The following is a 14,112-nucleotide window of genomic DNA, read 5'->3' on the forward strand; positions in this document are numbered from 1 at the left end:
AAGCGCTGAAGCAAGCCGCCTCTATTGCACGTAACGACAAAAGTTTTATCGGTGCCAGCCACCGAGCGCGCCTGACCCGGATGGACACCTGTTGCGCGATTAAGGCGACAGCGCATCAACTGGCACGACTGATCTACGCGATGCTGACCAAAGGTCAGCCTTATGTTGAGAAAGGAATAGAGGAATTTGAAGAGCGTAGCCGGGACCGGCAACTGCGCGCCTTGGAGCGCAAGGCGCGAAAGTTGGGGTTGCAGCTGGTTAAAGCGGCTTGATTTTTAAGAGCAAAAACAATGAGTTATTTTTTGTTTGATAAGAGCTGGCTTGTCGGGTCGCCGCATCGCTGCGATGGCGATAGTTCAGTCAACATCGACCTCGACTGATCCACCGCTATCGCAGGCAAGCCAGCTCCCACAGGTGTTTTGTTCTGCCGCAAATCTAACGTTCGCACTCAAACCCGCTTTACTTACCTTTACCTCCCACCACCCATCCATAAAAGTGTTTCAAAACTTGACGGCTTTGGATCCATCCACCATATTGATAGTTAGCAAACTAACTGTATGCGAACAATCCAGTGTCCCAAACCCTCGAACAACTTCAGATGAACCTCAGCAGCAGCATGGTGGTGGGCGCCCGTAACTGGCGCAAAATCTGCCAGACCACGCTGGTGAGTTATGGCATTTCCGAAGCCTGCGCCGTGCCGCTGTTGATGATCGGCCGCTTGGGCGACGGTGTGCACCAGGTGAAAGTGGCCCAGGCATCCGGCATGGAAAGCCCGTCGTTGGTGCGCCTGCTTGATCGTCTGTGCCATGACGGTTACGTGTGCCGCACCGAAGACGTCCATGACCGTCGCGCCAAGGCCTTGAGCCTTACCGAGCGCGGCCGTGAGCTGGTGCAGGCGGTGGAGGTGCAACTGGTGCGCCTGCGCCAGGAAGTGTTGGCCGACATCGCCCACGGCGACCTTGAAGCGGCGTTGCGTGTACTGCGGGCCTTCGAGGCGGCTGAGGCGACCTCTTGAACGGATTTTTTACCGGCATGCCGCCGGCCCGCGACTGGTTCTACGGCGTGCGCACCTTTGCGGCGTCGATGATCGCCCTGTACATCGCCATGCTCATGCAAATGCCGCGTCCGTACTGGGCGATGGCCACGGTGTATATCGTCTCCAGCCCATTTGTCGGCCCCACCAGCTCCAAGGCGTTGTACCGCGCCATCGGCACCTTCATGGGCGCGGCGGCGGCGGTGTTTTTTGTGCCGATGTTTATTCAGACGCCGTACCTGCTGGTGGTGATCATTGCGCTGTGGACCGGCACCTTGTTGTTTTTGTCTTTGCACCTGCGTACCGCCAACAGCTACGCGCTGATGCTGGCCGGCTACACCTTGCCGCTGATCGCCTTGCCGGTGGTGGATAACCCGCTGGCGGTGTGGGATGTGGCTGAGGCGCGTACCGAGGAAATCTTCCTCGGCATTGCCGTTGCGGCCGTTGTGGGCGCGATGTTCTGGCCGCGGCGCCTGATGCCGGTGTTCGATGGCTCGGTGGCCAAGTGGTTTGCCGATGCCCAGGTCTACAGCCAGCGCTTTCTAACCCGTGACGTTACGCCCGAAGAAATCAGCACCTTGCGCGGCGGCATGGTCGCCACCTTCAACACCCTGGAATTAATGATCGGCCAGTTGCCCCACGAAGGCGCGCGGCCGCAAACGGTGCGCAACACCAAGGAGCTGCGCGGGCGCATGATTCACCTGCTGCCGGTGATCGACGCGCTGGACGACGCGATCTACGCCATCGAACACCGCGCCCCGGAGTTTCTCGACCGGCTCGCGCCGTTGCTGCACGAAGCCGACGCCTGGCTGGCGAGCACCACCGAAGAGGCGCCGCTGGAACGCTGGCGCGTGTTGCGCGACAGGATCGACGCCGCGCAACCCCAGGGCGAAGCGCTGGACGACCGCCACACGCTGCTGTTTTCCAACGCCCTGTACCGCCTCGGCGAGTGGGTAGACCTGTGGCAAGACTGCCGCAGCCTGCAAGCCGCCATCCAGTGCGAAAGCCAGGACACCTGGCGCGCCGTGTACCGCCACTGGCGCCTGGGCCGGCTCACGCCGTTCCTCGACCGTGGCCTGATGTTCTACTCGGCGTTTTCCACCGTTACCGCGATCATTGTCGCCTCGGTGCTGTGGATTCTGCTGGGCTGGACCGACGGCGGCAGCGCGGTGATTCTCGCCGCTGTGGCGTGCAGTTTTTTCGCCTCGATGGACGACCCCGCGCCGCAGATCTACCGGTTCTTTTTCTGGACCGCGATGTCGGTGCTGTTCGCCAGCCTGTACCTGTTTCTGGTGCTGCCCAACCTGCACGACTTCCCGATGCTGGTGTTGGCGTTTGCCGTGCCGTTTATCTGCATCGGCACCCTCACGGTGCAGCCGCGTTTCTACCTGGGCATGCTGCTGACACTGGTGAACACCTCGTCGTTTATCAGCATCCAGGGCGCCTACGACGCGGACTTCCTCAACTTCGCCAACGTCAACCTGGCCGGGCCGGTGGGCTTGCTGTTCGCCTTTGTGTGGACGCTGATCGCGCGGCCTTTCGGCGCTGAATTGGCGGCCAAACGCCTGACCCGCTTCAGTTGGCGCGACATCGTCACGCTCACCGAGCCTGCGACCCTGGCCGAACACCGGCATATGGCCGTGCAAATGCTCGATCGCCTGATGCAGCACCTGCCGCGCCTGGCCCTGATCGGCCAGGACACCGGCAGCGCCCTGCGCGACTTGCGTGTGGCGCTGAACCTGCTCGACCTGCTGGCCTACTCGCCACGCATCTACGGCGTGCCACGGGTGTTGCTTAACCAGGTGGTCGAAGGCGTGGGCGGTTACTTCAAGGCCTGCCTCAAGGCGGGTGAACGCTTGCCCGCGCCCAGTGGTCTGCTGATGACCCTCGACCGCACTCGCCGCGCCCTCAACGGCCAGGGCAGGCAAGACGAAGAAGACACCCGCCTGCATCTGCTGCACGCACTGGCCGGCCTGCGCCTGTCGTTGCTGCCCGGCGTGGAATTTATTGACGGCTCCGAGCGGGAAGCGCCGTTACCTGATGGAGCGCCTTTATGATCGGTGATCTGGATATCAGCGGGGTGTTCCTGCCCACGCTGCTGGTGCTGATGGGCATTACGTATGTGTTGTTTCTGGTGGTGCACGGGCTGTTGACGCGCATTCACTTCTATCGCCTGGTCTGGCACCGGGCATTGTTCAATGTGGGGCTCTACGCGCTGTTACTGGGCGCTGTGGACTCACTCAGTCGATACCTCATGACATGAAAAAACCTTTTTTGACCATCGGCCGTGTCGTCCTGACGTTATTGATAGTGACCTTCGCTGTCGTCGTTGTGTGGCGCATGGTCATGTACTACATGTTTGCACCCTGGACCCGTGACGGGCATATCCGTGCCGACATCGTGCAGATCGCCCCGGACGTGTCCGGGCTGATCCAGCAAGTCGACGTGCGCGACAACCAGTTGGTGACCAAGGGCCAGGTGCTGTTCGCCGTCGACCAGGACCGCTTCAAGCTGGCCCTGCGCCAAGCCCAGGCTGCCGTGGCCGACCGCCAGGAAACCCTGGCCCAGGCCAACCGCGAGTACAAGCGTAACCGTGGCCTGGGCAACCTGGTGCCGAGCGAACAACTGGAAGAAAGCCAGTCGCGGGTAGCCCGTGCCCAATCGGCCCTGGCCGAAGCCCAGGTGACCGTGGACGCCGCCCAGCTCAACCTCGACCGCTCGGTGATCCGCAGCCCCGTGGACGGCTACGTCAACGACCGTGCACCGCGCAACCAGGAGTTCGTCACCGCCGGGCGCCCGGTGCTGTCGGTGGTGGACAGCAATTCCTTCCACATCGACGGTTACTTTGAAGAGACCAAACTCGACGGCATCCACGTCGGCATGGCTGTGGACATTCGCGTGATCGGCGACAACGCCCGTCTGCGCGGGCATGTGCAGAGCATCGTCGCCGGTATCGAAGACCGCGACCGCACCAGCGGTTCCAACCTGCTGCCCAACGTCAACCCGGCGTTCAGCTGGGTGCGCCTGGCTCAGCGGATTCCGGTGCGCATTGCCTTTGACGACGTGCCGGCGGATTTCCGCATGATCGCCGGGCGCACGGCTACGGTGTCGATCATCGGCGATAAGGTCAAAGACGGAGAGCAACCATGAAGCAGCTGCTGGCAACCGCTGCGCTGGGTTTGCTGCTGTCGGCCTGCCAGGCGGTAGGCCCGGATTACACACTGCCGGAAACGTCCGCCATCAACCGTGGCGACCTGCAAGGGCAGCTTGCGGGCGAGGGCACCAACGTGGTGTCGGCGCCGGTGCCGGCCGATTGGTGGAAGCTCTACAACGACCCGCGCCTGGATGAATTGGTGCGCCAGGCCATGGCCTCCAACACCGATTTGCGCGTGGCTGCCGCCAACCTGCAGCGCGCGCGGTTCCAGACCCAGGAAGCTGAATCTGCAGGCGGCTGGAGTGCCGGCGCCAAGGCTGAAGCCCAGCGCCTGCAGGAGTCGGGCGAAGCGTTTTTGCTGACGGAAAAAGTCCCGGTGGCCAACATCGGCAGCGCCAGCATCAGCACGTCCTACCAGTTTGACCTGTTCGGCACCTTGCAGCGTGGCATCGAAAGCGCTCACGCCAGCGCCGACGTGGCCCAGGCCGCCGCCGATATTGCGCGCATTACGCTGGTGGCCGATGTGGTGCGCTCCTACACCCAGGTCTGTGCGGCCAATGAAGAGCTGGCGATTGCCAACGAGTCCCTCGACCTGCAAGGCCAGAGCACCAAGCTCACCCAGCGCCTGCGCGACGCCGGGCGCGGTGACGAAACCCAGGTGACCCGCTCGCAGACCCAATACAAATCCTTGCGCGCCGAGATCCCGCGCTATCAGGCATCGCGTCAGGCAGGCTTGTTCCGTTTGTCGATGCTGCTGGCCAAACCGGTGGACCAGTTGCCCGCGGGCACCGGCACCTGCGCCGAGCTGCCGCATATCGCCCAATTGCTGCCGGTGGGCGACGGCGCTGCGCTGCTCAAGCGCCGCCCCGACGTGCGCCAGGCCGAACGCCAACTGGCGGCGGCCACCGCGCGTATCGGCGTGGCCACCGGCGCGTTGTACCCGGACATCAGCATCGGCGCCACGGTGGGCACGGTCGGCATTCTTGACGACCTCGGCACCCCTGCCACCAATCGCTGGGGTTTTGGCCCGCTGATCAGCTGGACGGTGCCGACCAACGGCGCGCGTGCACGTATCCACGAAGCCGAAGCCGCGACCCAGGGCGCCCTGGCGCACTTTGACGGCGTGGTGCTCAATGCTATCCGTGAAACCCAGACCGGCCTTGCGCAGTACACCGCACAACTGCAACGCCGCGACGCCCTGGCCGATGCCGGTGCGTCCGCCAAGGAAGCTTCGCAGCAGACGCACCGCTTCTTCCAGGCCGGCCGTGCCTCGTTCCTGGCCGACCTGCAGGCCACCCGCACCTACACCGATGTGCGCGCGCAGTTGGCGGCAGCCAACACGCAAGTTGCCATGAGCCAGATCGATCTGTTCCTGGCCTTGGGCGGCGGTTGGGAAAGCGGACGAACGCAGGCGTCACAACCCGGCAAACCCTGAGCGAATAGCTATGCTTTGACAGGCGGGCCACCGTGAGGCTCGCCTGACAAAGTTCGCGTTTGCTCATGGGGATTCCAATAATGAAAAACCCTTATGCTCCCGCATTCTGGTGCGTACTCTTCGCACTGGTGTTGTTATCGGCTGCCTATTTCTACGGCGTCATGCTTGCCCACCAACTCGACAAGGCCATGGTGTTTCTCGACAGCGCCTGCCTGGTGATCGGCACCTTGTCCATCGGCGTGGTGGCCTGGGCGTCCTATCAAAATCAACGGGTGAAGAAAAAGCTGCTTCAACAAGGCAAGACCCGCGTGGCGATCTGGGACACCAAGGTCGCCCTGCGTCGCGTCGAAACCGTGTTCGACCGCTATTTCTGGGGCAGCTACTGGCAGCCCGGGCGCACCTTCCAGGAAGTCATGGGCGAGCTCACCGGCACGCCACTGGAAAAAAGCCTCGAAGCCCTGAAAAAACAATGTGTGGTGCTCGACCAACAGGTCGCCGACGGTAGGCATTGGCTGAATAACGCACGGGAATTGTCCGACGTGGCCACACAAATGGCGCGGGAACGCTACCAGCTGGACTTCTGCGACCCCAAGGCCGATACCCCCAGCAACGCCGTGATACACCGCGAGTTTGAGGTGTTGGTGTACACCTGGACCGCACGCTTGAAGAGTTTCGACCACCAACTCGATGAGGTTGAATTGGAATACTCGTGAACCAACCGCTGACCTGACCCCTCTGAAAAGCTGGGCCGTTTTCGGCCTCCAGTGCTAATCTTCCCCCGTTTTCGGCGGGTTTGAGCCAACCCCTCCTGGGGTTCAAGGAAGACAGCCCACTTCTCACAGGATTTGATCAGGTCACTTCATGAATAAGCCAGCAGTTGTTTTCTTGGGTTTCGTTGTCGCCGTCGGCGCCATCAGTGCAGGCGGCGCCTGGTACACCGGTAAGCAACTGGAGCCGGTGTTGCAAACCGCGATCCAGAACGCCAACAAAGAACTGCAGACCTCCATGGCCGGCGTCGATGGCACGGTGAACCTGGAGCTGGTGTCCCTGGACCGTGGCCTGTTCAGCAGCACCGCGCACTACCGTCTCAAAGGCCAAGGCAGTGTGTTCGGTGAAGAAAACCCGAACCCTGAGCTGTTGTTCGTCGACCATATCGAACACGGCCCGCTGCCGTTCTCGCGCCTGGTGACGCTGAAATGGCTGCCGGTCATGGCCACCAGTCACTATGAACTGGAAAAGAACGCCACCACCGAAAAATGGTTTGCCGCCAGCAAAGACGTGTCGCCGCTCAAAGGCGTGGCCAATATCGGCTACAACCGCTCGGTCGACGGCAACGTCGAACTGCTGCCGCTGGATATCAAGGACGACAAGTCTTCGGTGAGCTTCTCCGGCGTCAACCTCGACTTCGACAGCAGCGCCGAAGGCAAGAAGGTCAAGGCCAGCGGCTACATGAACAGCCTCAAGGTGGCAGTGATCGACGCCAATGGCCAGCCGCTTGAAGCTGAACTGTCCGGCCTGACCGTGGCCAGCAACCTGGAAAAATCCACTTTCGGTTTCTACACCGGGCAAAACACCGTTGAGCTGACCGACACCAAAGTCACCTTCGGCCCGCAGAAAGCCGTGCTGACCCTCAAGGGCTTCGAGCAGAAAGACACCAGCGAAACCAAGGACAACAACCTGGCGGGTCGCGTCGACTACAAGATCGACGAGATCGGCTACCAGGGTAAACCTGTAGGTTCGGCCGCCATGGCCTTGAGCATGAAGAACATCGACATCCCGGCGATGCTGGTGCTGACCAAGCTCTACCAGGACAAGATGCAGCCGGTGCAAGCCGCTTCTGCTGCCGGCCAACCGGTGCCTGAGCTGCAACTGACCGAAGCCGAGCAGACCCTGGCCGAGGCCAACGTCAACCAGGTGCTGGCTGCCAAGCCGCAACTGGCGGTGGAAAACCTGTCGTTGAAAACCACCCACGGTGAAAGCAAATTCAACCTGGTGGTGGACCTGACCAAACCCGCTTCGATGGAGCTGCCGCCGGTTGAGCTGGGCAAGCAGGTTATCGCGCTGCTGGATGCCAACCTGACCCTGTCCAAGCCGATGATCGGCGACGTCGCTGCCCTGCAAGCTGAAGTAGGCGGTGTGACCGACCCTAAAGCCATCGAGCAGCAATCGCAGATGGCGGCCGAAATGGTCAGCGGCATGGCCGTTGGTACTCAGTTGGCGACCCTGGTGGGCACCGACGTGGTTTCCAAACTGCACTACGCCAACAATGAAGTGACCTTCAACGGCCAGAAGATGACCGTGGAGCAGTTCATTGGCTTTGTGATGGCCAAAGCGGGTGCGGTCAGCGGCGCGCAGTAAGATTTCCTACATCGGTAAGAAATAAATAATGGAGGCGCAGGTTGGCCTGAAGCAGCAGTCAAACAACCGGCGTGCAGGCCGGCTGTGATTGCTTGGCTCAGGCAACCCTGCGCCTCCATTGGTCTTTCTGCGGTTGGACAATTCTGAACAATTGTTCTGATTTGGGCATTTACCTACATCCTTAAGGGATAGTTCCTACAGGAAAGCTAGGCCGGGTCACGAGACGCCGGCACCCTGACGCGTTTCGCTCAGGACCACCTATCGTTACAGCTTTCCGTGTGTAAGGAAGCTCACGATATGCTGCGAACACTACCCATCAGTGCTTCAGGCCGGTTGCGTCTGCTCATTGGGGCCGCCTTATGCAGCCAACTGCTGACGCCCAGCCTTGCCTTCGCCGACCCAGCCTATGACGCCCTGATTATCCAGGCGCGTAACGGTAACTTCACCCCCGCGCTGAACCAGTTGCGTCAACTCTCGCCTGAACGCCAGACACCCGGCCAGATCAGCGATCATCTGGTGATTGCCGGTTGGGCAGGGCAAGACGCCGAAGTGCTGAAGGTCTACGAGGCCCAGGGCAAAAATCGCAACCTCACCACCCAGGCGCTGGCCACGGTGGCGCGCACTTATCGCAACCAAAAGCAGTGGCCACAGGCCCTGGCGGTTTATCAGCAAGCGCTGGTGCGTGAGCCGGGCAATGTCGACCTGCAATTGGGCCAGGCCCTGACCCAGGCCGACGGCGGCCAGGCCGCGACGGCCGTGCAGCGCTTGCGCGCACTGGTAGCGGCGCAACCCAATGACCCCAACCGCCGCATGGCCCTGGGTTATGCGCTGACCCGCGTAGGCTTGAACTACGACGCCCTGTTTGAGTTCGACCAAGCCTTTACTCGCGCCGGTGACAAACCCGAAGTGGTCCGCGAATACATCGTCGCCCTGCAAAAGGCCCGCCTGCCGGAGCCGGCGCTGCGCCTGTCGGCTAAACATCCGGGGCTGCTCGATGCGGTGACCCAGCGCCGCCTCGAAGGTGACCTCGCCGCCGAGCGCGTGCGCATGGCCGAGTTCGCCACCCGCACCGAAAAAGAACGCTACGTGGTTGCCGACCGTGCCCTCAATGACTACGACAAACTGCTCGCCCGCTGGACCCCGGACGCCAGCGCCCATGACGACGTGGTGCGCTGGCGCATCGACCGCCTGGGCGCCCTCAAGGCGCGGGCACGCACCGCCGATGTGATCCGCGACTACGAAACCCTCAAGGGCGAAGGCGTGCAATTGCCCACTTATGCCCTGCGCTGGGTCGCCGCGTCTTACCTCGACCAGCGCCTGCCGGAAAAAGCCGAGCCGTTGTACCGCCAGGTGATCAGCGCGGCCGATGCCGAGCCCGATGACCGGGTTGAAGACACCACGGCCCTGTTCTACGCCTTGCAGGAAAGCGACAAAGGCGCCGATGCGCGCGAAGTCGCCAACAGCCTCGCCACTAGCCAGAAACCTCGGGTCGAACTCAAGGGCTTGCCCATCGGTAACCCCAACGACGCCTGGATGGACGCGCAACAGCTGTCGGCCCAGGCCGGCATCTACGGCGGTGACTTGCCCGGCAGCGAAGCCGGGCTGGACGCGTTGGTGGCCAAAGCCCCCGGCAATGTCGGCCTGCGCCTGGCCCAGGCCGACATGTACCGCGCGCGCGACCTGCCGCGCCGCGCCGAGGGCATCCTCAAGGAAACCGAAGCCCAGACCCCACGGGATATCGGCCTGGAAGTCAGCCAGGCCTACACCGCCATGGACCTGCAGGAATGGCGGCAAATGGACGTGCTCACCGATGACGTGCTGGCTCGCAACCCCGACAGCCGCCAAGTGCAGCGCCTGAGCCGCCTGCGGGATGTGCACGACATGGCCGAGCTGCGTGTGGAGGCCTACACCGGTAAAAGCTACGGCGGCGGCAATAACAACGACGCTGGCGCAGTGGCCGGCAGCCGCGATTGGGGCATCGAAAGCGTGCTCTACACGCCGCCTATCGATGAAGACTGGCGCCTGTTCGCCGGTGCCGGCTACGCCACCGCCGATTTCAGCGAAGGCACCGGCCAACACCGGTGGCAGCGCGTCGGTGTGGAGCGCCGCACCCGCGACATGACCCTGGAAGCCGAAGTCTCCAACCACTCCTATGGCTATGGCTCCAAGCAGGGCGCGGCCGTGTCGATTGCCCGCGACATCAACGACAACTGGCAGTACGGCGGCAGCCTCGGCTACCTGCTCACCACCACGCCGCTGCGGGCATTGAATGCCGATGTCACCGCCAACGGCGGCAGTGGCTTTATCCGCTGGCGCGCAAATGAAAGCCGCGAGTGGAAACTGGCCCTGAGCCCGTCCCACTTCAGCGATGGCAACAACCGCTTCGAGGCCGTACTGACTGGCCGCGAGGGCATCTACAGTTCGCCGGGCGTGCAAGTAGACCTGGGCCTGGAAGTCGGCACCAGCCACAACAGCAAACAAGACACGGTGTACTTCAACCCCAAGTCCGACTTCACCGTGTTGCCCACGGTCACGGTCAATCATGTGCTCTATCACCGCTACGAGACTCAGTGGAGTCAGCAGTTCCAGCTCGGTGCAGGTACGTACAGCCAACGGGATTACTCCACCGGTGGCGTCGGTTTGATCGGCTATGGCCAACGTTTTCGCTGGAACGATGTACTCGACGTTGGCGCCAACCTGAGCCTGATCAGCCGACCTTATGACGGTGATCGCGAACGCGATCTGCGCTTGCTCGTCGACCTCACTTACCGTTTCTAAAAGAGCCTGACCATGACCGTCCTTTGCCGTTGTTTGTTGGTCCTGGGTGTAATGCTGGCCAGTGCCTGCGCCCAGCAACCCGCGCCCTTCACTCCACCCGCCGAGCGGCCGATAGCGGCCAACGAAGCGCCGTGGCCGAAAAACCATTTCCTGGGCATTGCCTACCACGACGTCGAGGATCGCGACCCCGACCAGGCGGTGGTGGCGGTGCGCACCGAGCGCTTGATCGAACAGCTGGCGTGGTTGCGCGAGAATGGCTACCAGGCGGTCAGCGTCGACCAGATCCTGGCGGCACGCAACGGCGGCCCCGAGTTGCCGCCCAAAGCCATCATGCTCAGCTTCGATGACGGCTATTCGAGCTTCTATACCCGCGTGATGCCGATTCTGCGCGCCTATCACTGGCCTGCCTTGCTGGCGCCGGTGGGGTATTGGATCGATACGCCGCTCAACCAACCGGTGGACTTCGCCGGCTCGCCGCGCCCACGTGGGGAATTCCTCACCTGGCAGCAGATTCGTGAAGTGTCGCAGTCGGGCCTGGTGGAAATCGCCGCGCACACCGACAACAACCACAAAGGGATTTTGGCCAACCCCCAGGGCAACCTGGAGCCGGCGGCGACCAGCTTGCGCTTTGACCCGGCCACCGGGCGTTACGAAGACCAAGCCAAATTCGACGCACGCATGCGGGCTGATGTCGCGGCGATCACCAACAAGATCCGCAGCGTGACCGGCAAGGCGCCTCGGGTGTGGGTGTGGCCTTACGGCGCCGCCAAAGGCACCTCGCTGGAGGTTGTCGGCGAGCAGGGCTACCAGATGGCGCTGACCCTGGAAGACGGCCTCGACAGCCTCGGCAACCTGATGAACAGCCCGCGCTTCCTGGTGGCCTCGGACCCGGACGGCGAGCATTTCGCCAACAGCATGGTGGCCGTGCAAACCCAGGCACCGCTGCGCGTGCTGCACGTGGACCTCGACAACGTTTACGACCCGGACCTTGCCCAACAAGCGCGTAACCTCGACCAGCTGGTACAACGTGTGGTCGACATGGGTGCGGGCACCGTGTTCCTGCAAGCCTTCGCCGACCCCAAGGGCGACGGCCTGGTGCATTCGCTGTACTTCCCCAACCGCCATTTGCCGGTGCGCGCCGACCTGTTCAACCGCGTCGCCTGGCAGTTGCGCACCCGTGCCCATGCCAGCGTATATGCCTGGATGCCGGTGCTGAGTTTCGCCCTCGACCCCAAGCTGCCGCGCGTGACCCGCTGGGACCCGCAGACCGGCCAGGTCGGCACCGACCCGGACCAATACAAGCGCTTGTCGCCGTTCGACCCGCAGGTGCGCAAGATCATCGGCGAGATTTATGAAGACCTGGCCCGCAACAATGCCATCGACGGTGTGCTGTACCACGACGACGCCGTGCTGTCCGACTTCGAAGACGCCGGCCCCGCCGCGCTCAAGGCTTATGCCGCCAACGGCCTGCCGGGCAGCATCGCGGCGCTGCGTGCAGACCCTGCCGTGATGCAACGCTGGACGCGCTTCAAGAGCCGCTACCTGATCGACTTCACCAACGAGCTGACCGCCAAGGTCCGCGCCATCGGTGGCCCGCAGGTGCAGACCGCACGCAATATCTTTGCCGAGCCGATGCTCAACCCGGCCAGCGAAGCCTGGTTTGCGCAGAACCTCGATGACTTCCTCCAGGCCTACGACTGGACCGCGCCCATGGCCATGCCGTTGATGGAAGGCCAGGAGCTGAACACCTCCAACGCCTGGCTGGAAAAACTCGTCGCCACGGTCAAGGCGCGCCCCGGCGCGCTGGATAAAACCGTGTTCGAACTGCAAGCCAAAGATTGGCGGACCAAAGCGGCACCCGATATCAATGGCGCGCAAATGGCCGAGTGGATGGGCGTGCTCAAACGCCAGGGGGTCAAGAGCTTCGGCTACTACCCGGATAACTTCCTGGAAAACTCGCCGGACTTGAAGACAGTTCGTCCGGCCCTTTCCAACCAGTGGAACCCTTGATCATGTTTGACAGAATCCTGGCTCTATTCGTGTTGGCGCTGGTACTGGGCGTGCCCCTGGGCCTGATCTTCCTGGTCACCGGGCAGTTCCTGATGGACTTCGTGTTTTTCTACCCGCTGTTCATGTCGGCGCTGTGGATCGCCGGCGGGCTGTACTTCTGGCTGCACTGGGAGCGGCATTGGCCGTGGAAGGAAGACACGCCGGCGCCGACCCTGGCCGGCAACCCGCTGATCTCGATCATCATCCCTTGCTACAACGAGGGTGATAACGCCGCCGACACCATTCATGCCGCACTCGGCCAGCTGTACCCGAACGTTGAAGTCATCGCGGTCAACGACGGTTCCAGCGACAACACCGCCGCCGTGCTTGATGCCCTGGCCCTGGAAAACCCGCGTCTGCGCGTGTTGCACCTGGCGCAGAACCAGGGCAAGGCTGTGGCCTTGCGCATGGGCGCCGTGGCGGCGCGCAGTGAGTACCTGGTGTGCATCGACGGCGATGCCTTGCTCGACAAAAACGCAGCGGCCTACATGGTCGCGCCGATGCTCGACAACCCGCGCCTGGGCGCCGTGACCGGCAACCCGCGCATCCGCACGCGCTCGACCTTGATCGGCCGGGTGCAGGTGGGCGAGTTCTCCTCGATCATCGGCTTGATCAAACGCACCCAGCGCGTGTTCGGGCGGATCTTCACGGTGTCGGGTGTGGTGGTGGCGTTTCGCAAGAAAGCGCTGGACCGCATCGACTACTGGTCCACCGACATGATCACCGAAGACATCGACGTGAGTTGGAAGCTGCAACTGGACCACTGGGCGATCTTCTACGAGCCCCGTGCCCTGTGCTGGATCCTCATGCCCGAAACCGTTGGCGGCTTGTGGAAACAGCGCCTGCGCTGGGCCCAGGGCGGCGCCGAGGTGCTGTTCAAGAACATCCGTGGCATCTGGCAATGGCGCCATCGCTACCTGTGGCCACTGTTGTTCGAATACTGCCTGTCCACCGGCTGGGCCTTTACCTTCCTGCTGTCGGTGATCTTCTGGGGCGTGGGCAAGTTCGTGGTACTGCCGCAGGCGATTGCCGTGGACTCCCTGGTGCCACCGGCCTTTACCGGCCTCGTACTGGCGATGGTGTGCCTGCTGCAATTTGCGGTGAGCATCCTGATCGACCGGCGCTATGAAAAGGACCTGTGGAAAACCCTGTTCTGGACCGTGTGGTACCCGATGGTGTTCTGGCTGGTCAGCCTGTTCACCACCCTGGTCAGTTTTCCCAAAGTGCTGTTCAACCAGCACCAGAAACGCGCGCGTTGGGTCAGCCCGGACCGCGGCATCAAACCCACTCAAGAGGAGGCGTGAT

The 14,112-nt window shown here is 62.5% G+C and carries 10 protein-coding genes and 1 pseudogene; all 11 read left to right on the top strand.

What is annotated here, in order from left to right:
* Positions 1-272: pseudogene (locus tag BLV67_RS31615) on the top strand (IS110 family transposase); the annotation flags it as partial.
* A 326-nt stretch (positions 273-598) separates the two neighbouring features.
* Positions 599-1,015: a MarR family winged helix-turn-helix transcriptional regulator gene (locus BLV67_RS31620; protein ID WP_056858097.1), complete on the top strand. Its 417-nt coding sequence runs from the start codon at positions 599-601 to the stop codon at positions 1,013-1,015.
* A complete protein-coding gene (locus BLV67_RS31625) occupies positions 1,012-3,090 on the top strand; it encodes an FUSC family protein (protein ID WP_069786533.1) in 2,079 nt (692 codons plus the stop codon). Before BLV67_RS31620 ends, BLV67_RS31625 begins: the two co-directional genes overlap by 4 nt.
* Positions 3,087-3,296, top strand: a complete 210-nt coding sequence (locus BLV67_RS31630; protein ID WP_016969155.1) for a DUF1656 domain-containing protein — start codon at positions 3,087-3,089, stop codon at positions 3,294-3,296. The genes BLV67_RS31625 and BLV67_RS31630 overlap by 4 nt, the downstream gene beginning before the upstream one ends.
* Entirely contained in the window at positions 3,293-4,183 is an 891-nt protein-coding gene (locus tag BLV67_RS31635; protein ID WP_056858099.1) for an efflux RND transporter periplasmic adaptor subunit, read from the top strand. The genes BLV67_RS31630 and BLV67_RS31635 overlap by 4 nt, the downstream gene beginning before the upstream one ends.
* Positions 4,180-5,622 (top strand): efflux transporter outer membrane subunit, encoded by a 1,443-nt coding sequence (locus BLV67_RS31640; RefSeq protein WP_069786534.1) that lies wholly within the window; start codon positions 4,180-4,182, stop codon positions 5,620-5,622. The genes BLV67_RS31635 and BLV67_RS31640 overlap by 4 nt, the downstream gene beginning before the upstream one ends.
* An 80-nt stretch (positions 5,623-5,702) precedes the next feature.
* Positions 5,703-6,335 (top strand): NADH:ubiquinone oxidoreductase subunit N, encoded by a 633-nt coding sequence (locus tag BLV67_RS31645; protein ID WP_065911325.1) that lies wholly within the window; start codon positions 5,703-5,705, stop codon positions 6,333-6,335.
* Positions 6,336-6,483: 148 nt separating this feature from the next.
* A complete protein-coding gene (locus BLV67_RS31650) occupies positions 6,484-7,980 on the top strand; it encodes a YdgA family protein (RefSeq protein WP_069786535.1) in 1,497 nt (498 codons plus the stop codon).
* Positions 7,981-8,277: 297 nt separating this feature from the next.
* Complete coding sequence (gene pgaA / locus BLV67_RS31655; RefSeq protein ID WP_069786536.1) at positions 8,278-10,758, top strand: poly-beta-1,6 N-acetyl-D-glucosamine export porin PgaA; 2,481 nt, start codon at positions 8,278-8,280, stop codon at positions 10,756-10,758.
* Between the two features lie 12 nt (positions 10,759-10,770).
* Positions 10,771-12,768 carry a poly-beta-1,6-N-acetyl-D-glucosamine N-deacetylase PgaB gene (pgaB, locus tag BLV67_RS31660; RefSeq protein WP_069786537.1) on the top strand — a complete coding sequence of 666 codons (1,998 nt, stop codon included), beginning with the start codon at positions 10,771-10,773 and terminating at the stop codon, positions 12,766-12,768.
* A 2-nt stretch (positions 12,769-12,770) separates the two neighbouring features.
* Positions 12,771-14,111: a poly-beta-1,6-N-acetyl-D-glucosamine synthase gene (gene pgaC / locus BLV67_RS31665; protein ID WP_065911331.1), complete on the top strand. Its 1,341-nt coding sequence runs from the start codon at positions 12,771-12,773 to the stop codon at positions 14,109-14,111.
* The last annotated feature ends 1 nt before the right edge of the window (position 14,112 follow it).

Source organism: Pseudomonas salomonii (assembly GCF_900107155.1).
Taxonomy (GTDB): domain Bacteria; phylum Pseudomonadota; class Gammaproteobacteria; order Pseudomonadales; family Pseudomonadaceae; genus Aquipseudomonas; species Aquipseudomonas salomonii.

Excerpts from the sequence above, each read along its gene's own strand:
- BLV67_RS31620 (WP_056858097.1), top strand. The coding sequence starts at position 599 with ATGAACCTCAGCAGCAGCATGGTGGTGGGCGCCCGTAACTGGCGCAAA.
- BLV67_RS31630 (WP_016969155.1), top strand. The coding sequence starts at position 3,087 with ATGATCGGTGATCTGGATATCAGCGGGGTGTTCCTGCCCACGCTGCTG.
- BLV67_RS31635 (WP_056858099.1), top strand. The coding sequence starts at position 3,293 with ATGAAAAAACCTTTTTTGACCATCGGCCGTGTCGTCCTGACGTTATTG.
- BLV67_RS31640 (WP_069786534.1), top strand. The coding sequence starts at position 4,180 with ATGAAGCAGCTGCTGGCAACCGCTGCGCTGGGTTTGCTGCTGTCGGCC.
- BLV67_RS31645 (WP_065911325.1), top strand. The coding sequence starts at position 5,703 with ATGAAAAACCCTTATGCTCCCGCATTCTGGTGCGTACTCTTCGCACTG.
- BLV67_RS31650 (WP_069786535.1), top strand. The coding sequence starts at position 6,484 with ATGAATAAGCCAGCAGTTGTTTTCTTGGGTTTCGTTGTCGCCGTCGGC.
- pgaA (WP_069786536.1), top strand. The coding sequence starts at position 8,278 with ATGCTGCGAACACTACCCATCAGTGCTTCAGGCCGGTTGCGTCTGCTC.
- pgaB (WP_069786537.1), top strand. The coding sequence starts at position 10,771 with ATGACCGTCCTTTGCCGTTGTTTGTTGGTCCTGGGTGTAATGCTGGCC.
- pgaC (WP_065911331.1), top strand. The coding sequence starts at position 12,771 with ATGTTTGACAGAATCCTGGCTCTATTCGTGTTGGCGCTGGTACTGGGC.